Source organism: Rhodococcus sp. DMU2021 (genome assembly GCF_019641445.1).
In the GTDB taxonomy this organism is placed as follows: Bacteria; Actinomycetota; Actinomycetes; order Mycobacteriales; family Mycobacteriaceae; genus Rhodococcus; species Rhodococcus pyridinivorans.
This window is the reverse complement of sequence record NZ_JAIFKB010000004.1, coordinates 422251-441827: the sequence shown is the minus strand read 5'-3', so window position 1 is coordinate 441827 and position 19577 is coordinate 422251. Positions and strand designations below refer to the sequence as shown.

8 protein-coding genes are annotated in these 19577 nt (G+C 69.3%); 4 read left to right on the top strand and 4 right to left on the bottom strand.

Annotation, left to right across the window (positions count from 1 at the left end):
- Positions 1–589, top strand: a 589-nt coding sequence (locus K3M35_RS10370) for a hypothetical protein (protein WP_374107757.1), incomplete at its 5' end; no start/stop codon positions are given.
- Positions 590–603: 14 nt separating this feature from the next.
- Here K3M35_RS10370 and K3M35_RS10365 read toward each other — a convergent pair.
- The gene (locus tag K3M35_RS10365) at positions 604–3381 is read right to left on the bottom strand and encodes an FAD-binding and (Fe-S)-binding domain-containing protein (RefSeq protein ID WP_220666372.1); all 2778 of its coding nucleotides are present in this window, start codon (positions 3379–3381) and stop codon (positions 604–606) included.
- A gap of 130 nt (positions 3382–3511) precedes the next feature.
- On the opposite strand from K3M35_RS10365, the gene K3M35_RS10360 reads away from it, so the two are divergent.
- Genes K3M35_RS10360 through K3M35_RS10350 form a run of 3 tightly spaced genes read left to right on the top strand, consistent with a single transcriptional unit; the run spans position 3512 to position 10646 of the window.
- A complete protein-coding gene (locus K3M35_RS10360) occupies positions 3512–6808 on the top strand; it encodes an arabinosyltransferase domain-containing protein (RefSeq protein WP_220666371.1) in 3297 nt (1098 codons plus the stop codon).
- 44 nt (positions 6809–6852) lie between these two features.
- Positions 6853–10161 carry an arabinosyltransferase domain-containing protein gene (locus K3M35_RS10355; RefSeq protein WP_220666370.1) on the top strand — a complete coding sequence of 1103 codons (3309 nt, stop codon included), beginning with the start codon at positions 6853–6855 and terminating at the stop codon, positions 10159–10161.
- A 50-nt stretch (positions 10162–10211) separates the two neighbouring features.
- On the top strand, positions 10212–10646 hold the full coding sequence (locus K3M35_RS10350) for a hypothetical protein (RefSeq protein WP_033097841.1): 435 nt from the start codon (positions 10212–10214) through the stop codon (positions 10644–10646).
- An 82-nt stretch (positions 10647–10728) separates the two neighbouring features.
- Here K3M35_RS10350 and K3M35_RS10345 read toward each other — a convergent pair whose 3' ends face one another.
- Genes K3M35_RS10345 through fadD32 form a run of 3 tightly spaced genes read right to left on the bottom strand, consistent with a single transcriptional unit; the run spans position 10729 to position 19207 of the window.
- Entirely contained in the window at positions 10729–12270 is a 1542-nt protein-coding gene (locus K3M35_RS10345) for an acyl-CoA carboxylase subunit beta (protein WP_064061903.1), read from the bottom strand.
- An 8-nt stretch (positions 12271–12278) separates the two neighbouring features.
- Entirely contained in the window at positions 12279–17264 is a 4986-nt protein-coding gene (gene pks13 / locus K3M35_RS10340; protein ID WP_220666384.1) for a polyketide synthase Pks13, read from the bottom strand.
- A gap of 53 nt (positions 17265–17317) precedes the next feature.
- Positions 17318–19207, bottom strand: a complete 1890-nt coding sequence (gene fadD32 / locus K3M35_RS10335) for a long-chain-fatty-acid--AMP ligase FadD32 (RefSeq protein WP_006553446.1) — start codon at positions 19205–19207, stop codon at positions 17318–17320.
- Positions 19208–19577 lie beyond the last annotated feature (370 nt).

Genomic DNA, 19577 nt, shown 5'->3' with positions numbered 1-19577 from the left:
GCGGAGTGCCTCTCTCGATGACGGATACTTGACCTTCGACAAGCCAAGAATCCACTACCGGACAGGCACTTCCGTGCTTTACACGCCGGGCTCAGCCCGCATGAGAGGAAATCTCCAGGCTAGTGCCCTTTCCATGGTCTTGCTCTTGGTCGTGTATCTCACCGTCCTCAACGGAGACTTCCGCTGGGTCCACTGGTGGATCATGTGGGTCATCATGGCGGTAGGCGCCTGGATGATGTTTCGCGCTACCGCGAACCATTGGACCGCAGCCGGTGCCAGTTGGGTGCAATGGCGCAGCAGCTGGGTCGACACATACAAACTCACCCGCATCCGCTTTTCCGCAGACGGCTACAGCCGTGTGCTCCGACTGAAAGACGCCCACGGCAACGAAATCCAATCGTTCAAGATCAGTGAGATCCAACGCAACCCCGACCTGTGGGACCTGGTCTACAACGGCATCCTCCACTCCGTCGCGTCGGGCAACTGCGACATCGACGCCAAAACCCGCCACATCCTGAAGATCCCCTACGAACTCGGGCCGCGCCCCACCCGAAGCGAACGCACCAGAGGACGGCGGCGTAGAGGGTGAGGACGTCTCCGGGCCTACGGCAGTCGTGAGGCCAGCAACTCCGCCAGATGCGTGCCGCGCCGCGTCGTGAGGTCGCTCAGCTGGGTACGGCACGAGTAGCCGTCGGCGAGGATCACCGCGTCGTCGGATGCCGCCTCGACGGCCGGCAGCAGTTGGGTTCGCGCGACCGCCACCGACACGTCGTAGTGCCCGCGTTCGACTCCGAAATTCCCGGCCAGGCCGCAGCAGCCGGCGAGGCGCTGCACGTCGGCACCCGCGCGTCGCAACAGGGCGGCGTCGGCGCCCCAGCCCATGACGGCGTGGTGGTGGCAGTGGGGTTGTGCGACGATACGTGTGCCGTCCAGCGACGGCGGTTCCCAGTCGGCGAGGAGTTCGGCGAGGGTCGTGGTGCTGTCGGCCACGAGGCGAGCAGGTGCGGACCCGAGCAGTTCGACCGCGTCGGAACGCAGGACGGCGGTACACGACGGTTCGAGACCGACGATCGGCATGCCGCTGCGGAAGAGTTCGGCGACGGTGCGGCCCAGGATCTTCCGGGCCTGGTCGAGCTGACCGGTTGTGATCCACGTCAGGCCGCAGCAGCGGGGTTCGTCGGTGAGGTGCACGCTGTGTCCGGCGGCTTCGAGCACGCGCACGGCGGCAACCCCGATCTCCGGGGTGAAGTACTCGGTGAAAGTGTCGACGAACAGCAGCACCGGGTCGCCCGTGCGGGATCGTTGCGAGAGGGTGTCGGCGAACCACTTCCGGAAGGTGCGGGGCGCGAACCTCGGTACACGGCGGCGGCGGTCGAGACCGGCGACGGTCAACCCGAGCGGGGCGACCCCCGGAGCGCGTGCAAGGGCGTTGACGGCGCGTGGTGCACGGGAGGCGATCGCCGCCCACTGCGGCAGCCTGCCGAGACCGTAGTGACTGACGGGCCGTCGTCGTCCCCGGTAGGTCTGGTGCAGCACTTCGGATTTGAGGGTTGCGATGTCGACCCCGGTCGGGCAGTCCGACAGGCATCCCTTGCACGACAGGCACAGATCGAGCGTCTCGTGCACCTCCGGCGACTGCCACGACTCGTCGACGAGGTGACCGTTGAGCATCTCCTGCAGCACCCGGGCACGTCCTCGGGTGGAGTCCTTCTCCTCACGGGTCGCGAGGAAGGACGGGCACATCACCCCGCCGGTGCCGGTGTTGTCGGCGCGGCACTTGCCGATCCCGGTACACCGGTGCACTGCCTGCGTGAAGTCGCCGCCGTCCTCGAGATAGCGGAAGGTCAGGCCCTCCCGGATCTTCCCGGCTGCCGGGACGCGCAGGTCGGCGTCGACGGGCCGCGGGTCGACGAGCACGCCGGGGTTGAGGACGTTCTCCGGATCGAAGACCGACTTCACGGCCCTGAACAGTGCGAGCGCGTCGGGTGAGTACATCACGGGCAGCAGTTCGCTCCGGGCACGCCCGTCACCGTGCTCCCCCGACATCGACCCGCCGTATTCGGCGACGAGTTCAGCTGCCTCGAAAAGGAATTCGCGGAACAGACCCGGAACCTCGAGGGGGATGTCGAGGCGGATGTGGATGCAGCCGTCGGCGAAGTGCCCGTAGGGATAGCCGGTGATGTCGTATCCGGCAAGCAGTTCCTCGAAGTCGCGGAGATAGTCGCCGACGCGGTGGGCAGGGACGGCGGCGTCCTCCCATCCCGCGTGCGCGGGCAGTCCCTTCGGACTTCTCGCCGACAGGCCGGCTCCCTCCTCCCGGATACGCCACAGCGCAGCGGCACGCGCCTGGTCCTCGACGTGCAGGACGTCGGTCGCGGCGGCGGCCTGCGCGAGTGCCTTCGCCCGGCCGCGCACCTCGTCGGCGTCGTCACCGGCCAGTTCGACGAACAGCCAGGCCGCACCCGACGGCAGGGGCGGTACCGCCTGCGGTCCGCGCCGGTGCCGGACGATGTCGACGATCCGCGAGTCGAGCCCTTCGCACGCCGTGGGCCGGAAACCCAGTAGTCCGTGCGCGGCGTTGCCGGCGGCGACGATGTCTGGATAGCCGAGCACGACCATCGTGCGGACGGCAGGGTCGGCGACCAGCTGCACCGTCGCCTCGGTCGTGATCCCGAGCGTGCCCTCGCTACCGACGAACAGCTTCCGGACGTCGAAACCGTTCTCCGGCAGCAGATGCTCGAGTGCATAACCCGACACCTGCCGGCCGAAGCGGCCGAATTCGGTGCGGATGGTCGCGAGGTCGCGGGCGACGATCTCCCGCAACGGTTCCAGCACCGGATCCTCGCCGGGCAGCGACAGCGGGTGCCCGGTGCCGGTGAGCACTTCGAGCGCGACGACGTTGTCGGACGTGCGGCCGTAGCCGAGCGCCCGCGCCCCGCACGCGTTGTTACCGATCATCCCGCCGATCGTGCACCGGTTATGGGTGGACGGATCGGGGCCGAAGCGCAGACCGTGCGGTGCCGCGGCGCGCTGCAGTTCGGCCTGCACGACACCCGGTTGCACCCGCGCGGTCCGGGTCTCTGGGTCGACGGAGAGCACCCGGTTCAGGTGACGCGAGAAGTCGATGACCACGCCAGGCCCGACAGCGTTGCCCGCGAGCGAGGTGCCGGTGCCGCGGGAGGTGAGGGGGACACCTTCCCGGCGGCACACGTCGAGGGTCGTGGCGACGTCGTCGATCGATCGGGCGCGCACCACGGCCTGTGGCGGGACGCGATAGAGAGAAGCGTCGGACGAGTACAGCGCGCGCGTGGTCGAGTCGTCGCAGACCTCCCCGATGCCCGCCGCGCGCAGAGCGCGCCCGATCGGGGTGGAGGTCCTCATAGACAGCGATGCTAGTGGCGGGAGGCATCGCTCCGGGCGTGGTCGGACAGAACCGCGGAGTACCCGCGAGTGGTGCGAGCGGAGCGGCACGCGCCGGCCCCGTGACGGGACTCGCCTAGCATCGACGCTTGTGCCAGCCGATACCGCTTCGCCCGGGAAAACCGATTCGTCCGACCCGACATCGTGCGTCCGCACAGCTCGGATCGTCGCGATCGTGTCGGGACTGCTCGGGTTCGTGCTGGCTCTGACCCTTCCGTTCCTGCCGGTCCGGCAGGAAACCGGCGAACTGCAATGGCCGCAGAACGGCAGCATCGACAGTGTCGAGGCGCCGCTCGTCACCTACGCCCCGCTCACGCTGCGGGCCAGCGTGCCGTGCGCGGCAGCAGCGCAGCTCGGTTCCGACGGCGGCACCCTCGTCTCGACCATCCCGTCCGGCTCCCCCGACGCCACGGCGGAGGGCCTGGTGATCCGCGCGATACCCGGTGAGGACGGCGCTCCCGGCACCGTCGAGGCCGTCCTGCGCAACTCGGTGCTCGTCTCGGCGCCGCTCGACGAGCCGTGTACGGCCGTGACGGTCGCATCGAACTCCGAACGCACCGCCGCCGAGATCGTGGGCGCCGACCCGCCGGTGGCGATCGAGCTCGAGGGCGACGAGCGGCCGCAGATGGTCGGTGTCTTCAGCGACCTCGGCGGCCCGGCCGGCGCCTTCGAACCCGACGGTGACGACTCCACCGAGCGGTTGTCGGTGCGCGCCGAGCTCGACTCGCGGTTCACCTCGACCCCCACGGTGCTCAAGCTCCTCGCGATGATCGTGTGCGCGCTCGCGACGCTGGTCTCCCTCGTCGCTCTGCATCGACTCGACGGGATCGACGGGCGCCGCGCGCGCCGGTTCCTGCCGGCCCGCTGGTGGCGGTTCACCCTCGTGGACGCGGTGGTCGTGAGCACTCTGCTGCTCTGGCACATCATCGGCGCGAACACCTCGGACGACGGCTACATCCTCAACATGGCGCGGGTGTCCGGCGACGCCGGATACATGGCCAACTACTTCCGCTGGTTCGGTGTGCCCGAGGCGCCGTTCGGCTGGTTCTACGACGTGCTCGTCGTGTTCGCACAGGTCTCGACGTCGAGCGTGTGGATGCGCCTGCCCACGCTCATCGCGGCGATCCTGTGCTGGATGGTCATCAGCCGCGAGGTCATCCCCCGGCTCGGCGTCGCTGTCCGGCACAGCCGGGTGTCGCTGTGGACGGCCGGGCTGGTCTTCCTCGCCTTCTGGCTCCCCTACAACAACGGTCTGCGCCCGGAGCCGATCATCGCGGTCGGTGCGCTGCTGACCTGGTGTTCGATCGAACGCGCGATCGCGACCGGGCGCATGCTGCCCGCCGCGATCGCGGTCCTCATCGCGGCCTTCTCGCTCGCCGCCGGCCCGACCGGCCTGATCGCGGTGGCCGCACTCGTCGCCGGGATGCGCCCGCTGGTGAAGGTTCTTATCGCGCGCCGGCATCTCGTCGGTGTCGTCGCGCCCCTCGCGCCGATCCTGGCGTCGGGCACCGTCGTGCTCATCGCCGTCTTCGCCGACCAGACGCTCGCGTCGGTCCTCGAAGCGACCCGCGTGCGTTCGGCCGTGGGCCCGAACGTGCCGTGGTTCGAGGAGCGACTGCGGTGGGACGCACTGCTCACCGTCTCCCCCGACGGTTCGCTGGCCCGCCGGTTCGGCGTGTTCGTGATGCTGTTGTGCCTGGTCGTGTGCGTCATGCTGATCCTGCGCAAGGGCCGCATCCCGGGCACCGCTATCGGACCCTCGCGGCGCATCCTCGGCATCGTCTTCGCGTCGTTGCTGCTCATGATGCTCACGCCGACGAAGTGGACACACCACTTCGGTGTGTACGCGGGCCTGGCCGCGTCGGTGGCTGCGCTCGCCGCGATCGGAGTGGGCTCGGTCGGCATCCGATCGGCCCGCAACCGGGCGCTGTTCACCGCCGGGGTGCTGTTCGTCCTGGCGATGGCCTTCACCGGTTCGAACGGCTGGTGGTACGTCTCGAGCTACGGCATCCCGTGGTGGGACAAGCCGCCGTCGATCTCCGGTTACGCCTTCTCCACGGCACTGCTCGGCCTCACGGTGCTCGCCCTGCTCCTCGCCGCGTGGTTCCACCTGCGCGAGCCGTTCACCACGCCGCGACCCGACCGCAACGGCAGGGTGCGGGCCCTGGCGTCGGCCCCGCTCACGCTGGTCGCGGCGGCGGTGGTGCTGTTCGAGGTGCTGTCGCTGCTCAAGGGCGCGGTCTCGCAGTACCCGGCCTATTCGATCGCCAAGTCGAACGCGGCGGCCCTCACAGGCAACTCCTGCGGACTCGCCGACGAGGTGCTCGTCGAGTCCGAACCGAACGCGACCATGCTTCAGCCCCTCGACGGTGATGCGGGCGAGGCCCTGGGTGCGGGCACGGCCGTCGGTTTCACCCCGAACGGCGTGGCCCTCGACCTCACCGCCGACGCGGAGACCACCACGACCGGTGGCGCCAACACCGTCGACAGCGAGGAGGGCGGCACCACCACATCCACCAGCGCCGGCACCGAGGGCGGTCGCACCAGCGACGAGGGCATCAACGGCAGCACCGTGAAGCTGCCCTTCGGCCTCGACCCGCAGACCACGCCCGTCCTCGGCAGCTACCGCTCCGGCGTGCAGCAGTCCGCCGAACTCGAATCCGGCTGGTACGCGCTGCCGGAGCGCACCGACGAGACACCGCTGCTGGTCGTAACCGCGGCGGGACGCATCCGCTACGTCGACCCCGACGGTGTCATCACCCCCGGTCAGGACGTGCTGCTGGAGTTCGGTTCGTCATCCGGGGACGACGTGACGCCGCTGGCCACGCTCGCCCCGATCGACATCGGCCCGTCGCCGTCCTGGCGCAACCTGCGCGTGCCGAGCGACGCGATCCCGGCCGACGCCGACGCCGTGCGGATCGTCGTCGACGACGGTGACCTCTCCCCCGACCAGTGGGTCGCGGTCACGCCGCCGCGGATGCCGCGCATGCAGACCCTGCAGGAGGTCGTCGGATCCGACGCCCCGGTCCTCATCGACTGGTCGGTGGGTCTCGCCTTCCCGTGCCAGCGACCCTTCGGGCACCGCAACGGTGTCGCCGAGGTCCCCGAGTACCGCATCCTCCCGGACCGGGTCGGGGCCGACGCGACGAACGGCTGGCAGGACGACATCGGCGGCGGACCGCTCGGCTGGATCCCGCTTCTGCTGAACGCCGAGGCCGTCCCCACCTATCTGAACCACGACTGGGATCGCGACTGGGGATCGCTCGAGCAGTACCGTCCGATCGACCCGGATGCCTCCCCCGCGGAGGTCACCACCGACGTGACGACCCGCTCCGGCCTGTGGTCGCCGGGCCGCATCCGTGACGGGGTCCCCGTCCTGCTGGAGTAAGGGCGAGTGCCGTCACACCACGTCGCCGGATACCATCGACTCCCGTGCCCGACGACGTGACGACCTCACCCGCGCCCGCTCCGACCGCCCCCCGGTCGATGGGCGAGGACCTTCGCACTCGGTACCGGACTGCGCGACTCGTCGCCGTCGTCGCCGGGTTGCTCGGCATGATCTTGGCGCTGGCCACACCGTTTCTCCCGGTCCGCGTGACCGAGGCGACGATGTCGTGGCCGCAGGACGCGGCGGCGACCGACGTCGAACTGCCGCTGATGTCGCAGGTCCCCCTCCAGCTCCGCGCCACCGTGCCGTGCAGCGCCGTCGCGGAGATGCCCGGCGACGGCGGGATGCTGCTCGCGACCGCCCCCACCAACGGGCAGGACGCCGCCCTCAACGCGATGTTCGTGCGGGTCGGCGCCGAGAACGTCGACGTGCTCGACCGCAACGTGGTGGTCGCGACCGCGCCGCGCGCCGACGTCGAGTCGGGTGCGTGCAGCGAACTGCAGATCTTCTCCGACTCCGAACGCACCACCGCCGAGTTCGTCGGCCTCTCGGACGAGAACGGCAACCCGCGGTCGGGTGAGCTCACCGGCGACCTGCGGCCGCTCGTCGTGGGCGTGTTCAGCGACCTGCCGACCGCGGTTCCCGGCCTCGACGTCACCGTCGATGTCGATTCCCGGTTCACGTCGTCGCCGACGCTGGTCAAGTCCCTCGCGATGGTCCTCGCGGTGCTGTCGACGGCACTCGCGCTCGGCGCGCTGGCCAAGCTCGACGGCACGGACGGTCGCGGTCACCGCCGCTTCCTGCCGTCCCGCTGGTGGAAGTTCACCGGCGTCGACGTCGTCGTGGTCCTCACGCTCGTCGGCTGGCACTTCTTCGGCGCGAACACCTCGGACGACGGCTACCTGCTGACCATGGCCCGGGCGGCGGAGAACTCCGGCTACATGGCCAACTACTTCCGCTGGTTCGGTGTCCCCGAAGCTCCCTTCGGCTGGTACTACGACGTGCTGGCGGCGTTCGCGAAGATCTCCACGGCCAGCCCATGGATGCGCATCCCGGCACTGATCGCCGGAATCCTGTGCTGGATGGTCATCAGCCGTGAGGTGGTGCCGCGTCTCGGCCGGGCCGTGCGGCACAACCGCATCGCACTGTGGACCGGCGGACTGGTCTTCCTCGCCTTCTGGCTGCCCTACAACAACGGTCTGCGGCCCGAGCCGATCGTCGCGCTCGGTGCGCTGCTGACCTGGTGCTCGATCGAACGCGCCATCGCGACCGGTCGTCTGCTGCCCGCCGCGACGGCGGTGTTCATCGGCGCCTTCACCCTCGCCGCTGCACCGACCGGCCTGATGTGTATCGCCGCGCTCATCGCCGGCATCCGGCCGATGACGCGGATCATCGTGCGCCGCCACCGCGAGGTCGGCACCCTGCCACTGCTCGCCCCGATCGGCGCCGCCGGGATGCTCGTGCTCGTCGTGGTGTTCTCCGACCAGACCCTCGCCGCGGTCCTCGAGGCGACCCGCGTGCGCACCATCATCGGCCCCAACGAGGAGTGGTGGAACGACTTCCTCCGCTACTACTACCTGATGGTGCAGACCGTCGACGGTTCACTGCCGCGCCGCTTCGCGTTCCTCACGATGCTGCTGTGCCTGTTCACGACGCTGTTCGTGCTGCTGCGCCGCCGCCGGATCCCCGGCGTCGCCGTGAGCCCGACCTGGCGTCTGCTCGGCATCGTCTTCGGCACGATCTTCTTCATGATGTTCAACCCCACGAAGTGGACCCACCACTTCGGGGCGTACGCAGGCATCGCCGGATCGCTCGCGACGGTCACGGCCGTCGTGGTCTCCGCGAGCGCATTGCGGTCGCGGCGCAACCGCACGATTTTCCTCGCCGGAGTGCTGTTCGTCCTGGCGGTGTCGTTCGCCGGCATCAACGGCTGGTGGTACGTCTCGAGCTACGGCGTGCCGTGGTTCGACAAGACCGTCTCGCTGAGCGGCTACCAGTCGAGCTCGCTGTTCCTGGTCCTGTTCGGTCTCGCCCTGGTGCTCGTCGCGTGGCAGTACCTCCGCGAGGGCTACGCACCGCCGCCGGAGTCCCCCGAGACGAAGAAGGGCCGGCGGATCCGCGCCCTCGCGGCTGCGCCGCTCACGGTCGTCGCCGCGGTGATGGTGCTGTTCGAGGTGCTGTCGCTGCTCAAGGGCGCGGTGTCGCAATACCCGGCGTACTCGCTCGCTCGCTCCAACATCGGGGCGGTCGCCGGGCAGACCTGCGGTCTCGCGAACGACGTGCTCGTCGAGGCCGACCCCAACGAGGGACGCCTCGAACCGATCATCGACCCCGCCTATCCGCCGGCAAACGACGACCCGCTCGCCGGTGCGGCGCCGCGCGGTTTCACTCCCGACGGCGTGCCGTCCGACCTGACCGCCGACTACGTCGAGGTCAAGCCGGGCCAGGGCAACACCGACAACCAGAGCGTCGGCCCGACCTTCGAGACGGGCGCGGGCGGCGGCACCACGGGTGGTTCCGGTGAGCAGACCGTCAACGGCAGCACCGTGCGTCTGCCCTTCGGGCTCGACCCGTCCGTCACCCCGGTGCTCGGCAGCTACCAGGAGGGTGTGCAGGAACCCGCCGCGCTCACCTCCAGCTGGTACGCCCTTCCCGGGATCACCGACGAGACGCCGCTGGTGATCATCTCCGCGGCCGGTCGCATCTGGTCGTACGACGACACCGGTGCACTGACCTACGGCCAGTCGCTGCTCGTCGAGTACGGCACCCGCCAGGCCGACGGCAGCGTCGAGGCGAAGGGCACCTACCTGCCGCGCGACATCGGCCCCGCACCGTCGTGGCGGAACCTGCGTGTGCCGCTCGCCGACCTGCCCGACGACGTCGACGCCGTCCGCATCGTCGCCAACGACCCCAACCTCACCGGCGACCAGTGGCTGGCGTTCACGCCGCCGCGCGTCCCCACCCTCGAGCGGCTCGACGCCCAGCTCGGTTCCGAGCAGCCGCTCCTGCTTGACTGGGCCGTGGGTCTGCAGTTCCCGTGCCAGCGGCCGTTCGACCACTGGGCCGGTGTGGCCGAGATGCCGAACTACCGGGTCCTCCCCGACCGTCCGCTCGCGGTGTCGTCGACCGACACCTGGCAGTCGGCCGACAACGGTGGCCCGCTCGGCTTCGCGGAGGTCCTGGCGCGACCCGAGCAGGTGCCCACCTACCTCGAGAACGACTGGGGGCGCGACTGGGGTTCGGTGGAGCGGTACGTGCGCTTCTACCCGAATGCGCAGCCGGCCGAACTGACCACCACCGAGGTGACGAGGTCCGGGTTGTGGAAACCCGCGCCGATGCGCGTCTACGAGTGACGGATGAGGCGCGAGTAACGGAAGTGACGCCGACGGGCGACACACAGGGCATGACGACCTCGAGAAAGATCGCATTCACGGCAGCCCTGGGCGCGGCGCTCGCGCTCGGTGTGGTCACCGCTCCCGCAGCGTCCGCGGAGCCTGTGGCGGCTACGACCCTGAGCCCTGTGATCGGCGCGGTCGGTGGCACCGGTTCCGCAGGGTGGGGAGGTCTCCTCGTCAACGAGGGCGTGACCGTCGGTGTGGACCCCGAGCGTCCCGGCTTCTCGCGATTCGGCAGCAGCTTCCAGTGCCCGTGCCTCGTGAACTGGACGAACGTCACCACCGGACAGCGTGGCACCGTCACCCTGCCGATCTACCCGCCCATCCCCTCCGCAGGATGGGAATACCCCTGGTTCGAGACCGGCTCCGGACGTATCGAGGCGGTCGTGACGACCACCGACATCACCTTCCTGCCGGGCCGGGGTTCCTGGACCGTGCCCTGACCCCAGGCCCGGTGGGGCGGCGTCGGATACACACGACGGGGCCGGTGCACGCACTGGTGCACAGGCCCCGTCGGCAACGGCTCTACAGCGGCAGCAGGTGATGCTTCCGCGGGTTCTTGAACACTTCCTTGTCGCGAAGAAGGTTCAGCGCCTTGCGGATCTCGAGACGGGTGGTCGACGGCTCGATCACCGCGTCGACGTATCCGCGCTCGGCCGCGATGTACGGCGTGGCCACGTGCTCGTTGTAGAAGTTGATGAGCTGCTGGCGCACCGCGGGAGCGTTCTCGCCCGCGGCCTCGATCTGCCGGCGACCGATCACCGCGACAGCCGATTCGGCACCCATCACGGCGATACGCGCGGTGGGCCACGCGAAGTTGATGTCGGCGCCGAGCTGCTTCGACCCCATCACGGCGTAACCGCCGCCGTAGGCCTTGCGGACCACGACGGTCACCTTCGGGACCGACGCCTCGACATATGAGAACAAGAAGCGGCCGCCACGCTTGATGACGCCGATCTTCTCCTGCTCGACACCGGGCAGGAAGCCGGGGGTGTCGACGACGAACACGAGCGGGATGTCGTAGGCGTCGCACACGCGCACGAAGTGCGCGGCTTTGTCGGCAGCAGCCGCATCGAGGGCACCCGACAGGTACAGCGGCTGGTTCGCCACCACGCCCACCGCCCGGCCGTCGACGCGGGCGTAGCCGGTGATGATGTTCGGCGCGGTCTGTGAGCGGACCTCGAGGAACTCGCCGTCGTCGAAGATCTTCAGCAGGATGTCGTGCATGTCGTAGCCGGAGTTGTCGGCGTCGGGCATGAACGTGTCGAGTTCGAGATCGTCGGGCGTGAGCTCCGGTTCGAGACCGGGATTGATGATCGGAGGCTTCTCCTGCGCGTTGGACGGCATGTAGCTCAGGTACTGCCGCACCCACTCGAAAGCGGCCTTCTCATCCGGCGCGACGTGGTGCACGTTGCCGTACTCGGCCTGCTGACGGGCACCGCCGAGCTCCTCGAGGCTCACGTTCTCACCGGTGACCGCCTTGATGACGTCCGGGCCGGTGACGAACATGTGGGCGCCTTCGGTGGCGACCACGACGTCGGTGTTGATCGGCGCGTAGACCGCACCACCGGCGCAGTTGCCGACGATCACCGAGATCTGCGGGCACAGACCCGACAGCGGCTCGTGACGCTTGCCGATCTCGCCGTACCAGGCGAGCGAGGTGACGGCGTCCTGCACGCGGGCACCACCGGAGTCGTTGATGCCGACGACGGGGCAACCGATCTTGAGGGCGAAGTCGAGGACCGCGGCGACCTTGCGGCCGAACATCTCACCGACGCTGCCGCCGAAGACGGTCTGGTCGTGGGAGAACACCGCGACCGGGCGGCCGTCGACCGTGCCGTGCCCGACGACGACGGCGTCGCCGTACATCGCATCGTCGCGGCCGGGCGTCTTCATCAGCGCGCCGATCTCGACGAAACTGCCCCTGTCGAGCAGCATGTCGATGCGCTCGCGAGCGCTCGGGATGCCCTTCTTCGCGCGCTTGGCGATCGCGAGTTCGCCGGCAGGCTCCTTCGCGATCTCCAGCTTCTCGCGCAGCTCGGCCAGCTTCTGTGCCGTGGTGCTCACTTCTTCGTTCAGCTCCTCGAGGCCTCGATGTCGGCCAGCTTGCGGGTCAGGTCTTCCCCCACCTTCGAGATGTACGGCTCGTCGACGATCTGCAGGTGATCGCCGCCGACGTGCACGACCTCGAGATCCGCGACGACCTCGCCCCACCCACCGTCGGGCAGCCGGGTCCCGAAGGCCGGCTCGAGATCGATCGCGTCGTCGTGATACTTGTCGGCCATGTACAGCACGACCTTGCCGTCGTAGGGCAGCAGATCCGCGGTCTGGATGGCGCGGTTGTCGAGCCACGACGTGCGCTGGTGCTCGATGATGCCGCCGGGGATCTGCGCCCCGCTCAGCTCGAGCAGACCCATCAGGATGCCGATCTGCTCCTCGTCGCTGCCGGCCTCGGCCAGCAGGTCGTAGGGCAGCGGCGCGTCGACCCCGTAGGTCTTCTTCGCGAACGCCGAGTAACGCTGCCAGCGCTTGCGGATCTCGTCGGGCGTGTCCTCGACCTTCTCACCGGCCATGACGGTGTCGATGAGGCCGACGAGACGCACGTCCTTGTCCTCCTCGCGGAGCAGACGGGCCACCGCGTAGGCCAGGACACCGCCGAGCGACCAGCCGCACAGCACGTACGGGCCGTCGCCCTGGATCTCCTTGATGAGCGGCAGGTACGCCTGTGCGCGGGTGTCGATCGGGCCCTCGGTGCGCTCGAAACCGAACACCGGGGTGTGCGCGGGCAGGCGGCGCAGCAGCGGCTCGTACGCGACCGTCGAACCACCCGCGGGGTGGAAGACGAAGACCGGCACGGTGTCCGATCCCTCGGCGCGGGGCCGCAGGGTGCGCACGAGTCCGTCGATGCGATCGGCGGATTCGAGATGCTGACGGACGGTCTCGGCGAGCTGCTCGACGGTCGGGGCGGAGAGCACGTCGTCGACGGTGATCTCACCCTCGGCCCGCTCGGTCAGCCGTGCCGCGAGCTTCTCGGCGACATCGCGGTCGAGCTTCGGCAACGGGTTGAAGATGCCCTTGGCCGACTTGCCCGTGACCACGGCCCACGAGGCGAAGGTCAACCGTTCCGCGGCGTCGCGCGGCGGCACGTCGACACCGCTCGACTCCTGCTCGGGCTCGGCCGTCTCGGGCGCGGTCTGTGCTTCGGCTTCGGCTTCGGCTTCGGCTTCGGCTTCGGCTTCGGCTTCGGCTTCGGCTTCGGCTTCGGCGAGAATCTGCTCGGCCTCGCCCACCGCGGTGGTGTCCTCGAGCGGGGGAAGCTCGACCTGCTCCGCGACCTGCGGGAGGTCCTCGCCGTTCGCAGCGGCGGCGCGTTCGGCTGCCTTCTCGGCGGCCTGCTGCTCGGCGAGCTGCGCGACCTCCTCGCGGTTCTCGACGGCGTATCGCAGGTACTTCGCGACGTCGCGCAGGCTCGCGTCCTTGACCGCCGACAGCTGCAGCTGCGGGATGTCGAACTCGTACTCGACGCGGTTCTTGATGCGGACCGCCATGAGCGAGTCGAGGCCCAGCTCGATGAGCGGGATCTCGGCGGGCAGATCCTCGGGCGCATAACCCATGGACTCGGCGACGATCAGCGTCAGGCGGTCGTCGAGGCTCTGCGATCCGTTGGGATCCCACTGGTCGCCGAACGACTCGACGACCTCGGGAAGCTCCTCGGCCTGCGCGGCCGGCTTCGCGGCCACCGCGACGGGCGCGGGCAGCGGCTCACCGGAGGTGACGACACCCTCGTGGACGAGCGTGAAACCGTCGCCGGTGTTCGCGTGCACCTGCAGTGACGCGCCACCCGGGTGCCGGGTGAGCGTCGTGGTGAGGGTGCCGGTCGCGGGGACGTCGGTGTGCGGGATGGACGCGGTGAGCGTGACATCGGACAGCACCTGCGAGGCCGCCGCGACGACCAGCTCGGCCGCATCGGTGACGGCGGATGCCTGCACCTCCCACACGTAGCGGCCGTCGGGCAGTGCGACCCGGGCGCCGGGCGCGCGGCCGCTGCCGGAGGTGCCGATGCTGGCGTCGACCCAGTACGGCTTGCGCAGGAAGGCGGTGCGCGGCAGGTCGGCGTAGTCGCCTTCCGGCAGCAGCGTCCTCAGATCGACGGACTGCCCGTGCACGTACAACTGCGCGAGCGCGGCCAGCACACCGAGGGACTCGTCCTCCTTGCGCTTGAGCGTCTGGATGAACTGGCCGTCCTGCACACCGGCGTCGAAGGCCGTCGCCGCGACCGACATGAGCGTCGCGGGGTTGGCGTTGAGCTCGACGAAGGTGGTGTGCCCGTCGGACAGCGCCTGCCGGATCGCCTGCGTGAAGTACACGCTGTGGCGCATGCCCTTGGTCCAGTACTCCACGTCGTGGATGCCCTCGTGACCTGCGCGGTAGAGGGTCTCCTGATCGACCGACGAGTACAGGTCGACCTTCAGGCGGTGCGGTTCGATGCCGGCGAGCTCGGCCGCGAGCTCGCCGAGGATCGGATCGACCTGCGAGGTGTGGCTCGCACCCTTGGTCTGCAGGACCCGGGCGAACTTCTCCTCGGCCTCGGCACGCGCGACGATCGCGTTGACCTGCTCCTGCGGGCCACCGATGACGGTGTGCGTCGGCGCCGCGTAGACGCAGACCTCGAGCTGCGGGAAGTCGGGCAGCACGTCGGTGATCTCGGCGGCGCTGTACTCGACGAGCGCCATGAGGCGGATGTCGTCGCCGGTCAGGCCGGATTCGGCCTCACCCATCAGACGCGAACGCGAGCAGATGACGCGCACGGCGTCCTCGAGCGAGAGTCCGCCCGAGATGTAGGCGCCGGCGGCCTCACCCATCGAGTGGCCGACGACCGCGGCGGGCGCGGCACCGTGGTGGCGCAGCAGCGCGGCGAGACCGATCTGGATCGTGAAGATGCCGACCTGCGCCGTCTCGACGTCGTAGTCCTGCGCGTCGTCGAGGAACTTCTCCTTCATGGAGTAGCCCGACTCGTCGTAGATCAGCTCGTCGACCTCGTCGACGGCCGCCGCGAAGACCGGGTTCTCCAGGTACAGCTGCTTGGCCATTTTGCGGTGCTGGGCACCGAAGCCGGAGAGCACCCACACCGCGCCCTTGGAGGCGGGAGCGTCGGCGGTGAACACGCCCTGCGCGGGCTTGCCGGCGGCGACGGCACGCAGACCGGCGATCGCCTCACCGTGGTTGCTCGCCACGACGATCGCGCGGGACCGGCCGTGGTTGCGACGAGCGAGCGTGCGGGCGACGTCGGCGAGCGGCGTCGTGCTGCCCTTCTCGGTCTCGAGCCAGTCGGCGAGATCGGCGGCGGCACGGCGGCGACGCGACGGCATCGCAGCGGAGACGGCGAGCAGGACGGGCAGCTCGCGGGCCTGCTCGGTGGTCTCCGCGGCGGGGATCTCCTCCGGCAGGACCTCGACCTCGGCCTCGGACGCTTCGAGCCCCTCGGGGCCGGTGTACTCGCGCACGACGACGTGCGCGTTCGTGCCACCGAAACCGAAGCCGGATACACCGGCGACGGCGCGACCGGTGTAGCGCGGCCACTTCGCGCCCTCGGGGATGACCTTCAGGTGCGCGCTGTCGAACGGGATGTACGGGTTGGGCGCGGTGTAGTTGAGCGTCGGGGGCAGCTGATCGTTCTGCATCGCGAGAACGACCTTGATGAGACCGGCCGCACCCGCGGCGGACTCGAGGTGACCGAAGTTGGTCTTGGCCGAACCGAGCAGGACCGGCTTGTCGTCCTCGCGGCCACGACCGACGACGCGGCCGAGCGCGTCGGCCTCGATCGGGTCGCCGAGTACCGTGCCGGTGCCGTGCGCCTCGATGTAGTCGACACCGGACGGCAGGATCTGCGCGTCGCGGTAGGCGCGGCGCAGCACGTCGACCTGCGCTTCGGGGTTGGGAGCGGCCAGGCCGTTGGAGCGGCCGTCCTGGTTGACGGCCGAACCGGCGATCACCGCGAGGATGTCGTCGCCGTCGCGCTCGGCGTCCTCGAGACGCTTGAGCACGACGAGACCCCCGCCCTCGGCGCGGATCATGCCGTCGGCGTCGGCGGAGAACGCCTTGATGCGGCCGTCGGGTGCCATGACGCCGAGTTCGTCGAAGCCGAGGGTGCCGGCCGGGGCGAGCAGCATGTTGACGCCACCGGCGAGGGCGACGTCGGCTTCGCCGTTACGCAGCGCACGTACGGCCTGGTGCACGGCGACCAGCGACGACGAGCACGCCGTGTCGAGCGTGACCGACGGGCCGTGGAAGTCGTAGAAGTACGACACGCGGTTCGCGATGACCGCGGTGGAGGTGCCGGTGAGCGCGTAGGGATGCGCTGCGGACGGATCGCCGACCGCGAGGAGCATGTAGTCGCTCGCCGAGCTGCCGATGAACACACCGACCGAGCCGCCCTTGAGGTCGCTCGGCGGGATGTGCGCGTGCTCGAGTGCTTCCCAGGTCAGCTCCAGCGCGAGGCGCTGTTGCGGGTCGACCATCTCGACCTCGCGCGGCGACATCGCGAAGAACTCGGCGTCGAAGCCCTTGACGTCGTCGAGGTAGCCGCCCCTGGTGTTGGCGTTGCGGATCGACTCCCACACGGCGGGATCGTTCTCGAACTCCGACCAGCGGCCCTCGGGCAGATCGGAGATGCCGTCGCGTCCGGACGCGAGCAGCTCCCACATCTGTTCGGGGGTGTCGACGTGGCCCGGAAAACGGGTGGACAGACCGACGATGGCGACGTCCTTCGAACCCGCCGCGGCACCGACCGTGTACAGGGCGGAGTCGTCCTCGGCGGGTGCCTCGGGCTCACCTTCGATGATGCGCGTCGCGAGCGACGCGATCGTCGGGTGCTGGTAGGCGATCGTCGCGTTGAGGGTGACACCGAGGAGTTCCTCGATCTCACCCGCCATGGCGACGGCGTCCCGGGAGGACAGCCCGAACTCCTCCATCGGACGATCGTCCGAGATCTGGGAGACCGGCTGCCCGGTCGCGTCGGCGATCCAGTTGCGCAGCCATTCGCGCAGCTGCGCAACCGTCATTTCAGTGTCAGACATCAACCCACCACGCTACCCGGGAAAGAGGACATTCGTTCTTACACGCTGTCCGGGAAGGCCTGCTGCTGGTAACCACCACGCAGCGTTCCCTCGACATATGCGGTCTTGCACGCCCGACGCGCGATCTTTCCGCTGGACGTACGGGGGATCGAACCGGCCGGCACGAGCAGCACGTCGCGGGCGGTGACACCGTGCCGGGACGAGATCGCGGCACGTACCGCGTCGGCGATCGGCTGCGGATCGGCCTTGCCGGCGCCGGGAGCGCGCTCGGCGACGATCACGAGCTGCTCCGACGAATCGTCGGCATCGAACTGCAGGCCGGAGGCGTCGTTGTCGAACACCTCGCGCGGCAGCTGGTTGGCCGGCACCGCGAACGCCGCGACGAAGCCGGGACGCAGCGCGGAGCTGGCCTCCTGCGCCGAGAACTCGAGGTCCTGCGGGTAGTGGTTGCGGCCGTCGACGATCACGAGGTCCTTGACGCGACCGGTGATGTAGAGCTCGCCGTCGATGTAGACGCCGTAGTCGCCGGTGCGCAGCCACTTGCTGTCGTCCGGGGTGCCCTCGGCGTGGCTGCCCTCGGCCAGACGCTTGGTGATGCGGTTGTGGAAGGTGTTGTCGGTCTCTTCCTTGCGACCCCAGTAGCCGATGCCCATGTTCTCGCCGTGCAGCCAGATCTCGCCGACCTGCTCGTCGGGCATCTCGGTGCCGGTCTCGGCGTCGACGATCGCGGCCCACTGGCTGCGTGCGACGTAACCGCAGGAGACCTGCGGGATGGCGTTCTCGGCATCGGGCTCGACGCGCATGACCCGGCCCGCGTTGAGTGCGGTGCGGTCGACGTAGATGACCTTCGCCTCGTCGCTGTGACGGGTGGAGGAGACGAACAGGGTGGCCTCGGCCATGCCGTAGGACGGCTTGATCGCCGTGCGGGGCAGACCGTAGGGCCCGAATGCCTCGTTGAACTTGCGCATCGACGACGTGGTGACCGGCTCGCTGCCGTTGATCAGGCCGATGACGTTGCTCAGGTCGAGTTCTTCGCCCGGCTTGGGGACCGCGCGTGCCGCAGCGTGCTCGAACGCGAAGTTCGGGGCGGCGGCGAAGGTGCCGGCACCGTCGGAGACGGCGGCGAGCTCGCGGATCCAGCGGCTCGGCCGGGCCACGAAGGCACGCGGGCTCATGATGGTGATGTACTTGCCGCCGACCGCGGGCAGGATCACCGTGAGCAGGCCCATGTCGTGGAACAGCGGCAGCCAGGTCACGCCGCGCGACGACTCGTCGAGTTCGATGGAGTCGGCCATCTGGATGACGTTGGTGAGCACCGAGCGGTGAGTGATCTCGACGCCGGCGGGAACGCGGGTCGAGCCGGAGGTGTACTGCAGGTACGCGATGTCGTCGGTGCCGATGGGCGGCCGGTTCCAGGACTCGGCGACCGAGTCGGGGATGGCGTCGACGGCGATCACGCGGGGACGCTGCGCAGCGGGGAGCGGGCGGAAGAACTGCCGCACGCCGGCCGCGGACGAGGTGGCGGTGAGGATCGCGCTGGGGGTGCAGTCGCCGAGAACGGCGTGCAGGCGATCGGTGTGGCCGGGCTCGTCGGGATCGAACAGCGGCACGGCGATGGTGCCGGCGTAGATCGCGGCGAAGAAGGACACGACGTAGTCGAGGCCCTGCGGAGCGAGGATCGCGACGCGGTCGCCGGGAGCGGTGACCTGTTGCAGGCGCGCGGCGATGGCCTTGATGCGCACGCCGAACTGATCCCAGGTCAGCTCGTGCACCTCGCCGTCGCGTTCCCGCGAGTAGTCGATGTACCGGTAGGCGAGGTCGTCACCGTTTGAAGCGAAGTTCCCCTCGAGGTGATCGAGCAGGGTCTGCCCTTCAGGCAGCCTGATCCGCCCGTTCTCATCGATGAACTCTTCGAACCCGACGCTCAATTCCTTCTCCCTGTCGAAGCGATCCCACAACCACTCGACATGGTTGCGCCACTAACTTTTCCTCCGCGCCGGCGGATCGTCGTACCGATACCGCCCCCCACGGCTTCCGGCGGTCCGTTCCTCGAACGTGTCCATCGACCCCAGATCACGAATATGTTACAGATCGGCATCACGCGCACCCACGCAAAGTGCGGTCGCCGGGAAGAACGCTTCCCCTCGCACACGGGAAACACAAAGATACGACATGGTCGTCTTCACACACACATTCCGCGCCCGTCGAACGAGACGAGCACACGATCCGATTGTGTGCGAGGGTTTTTCGACGCCGACACCGACCGACGGTGCAACCCGCCGCCCTCTGCTGCCCAGG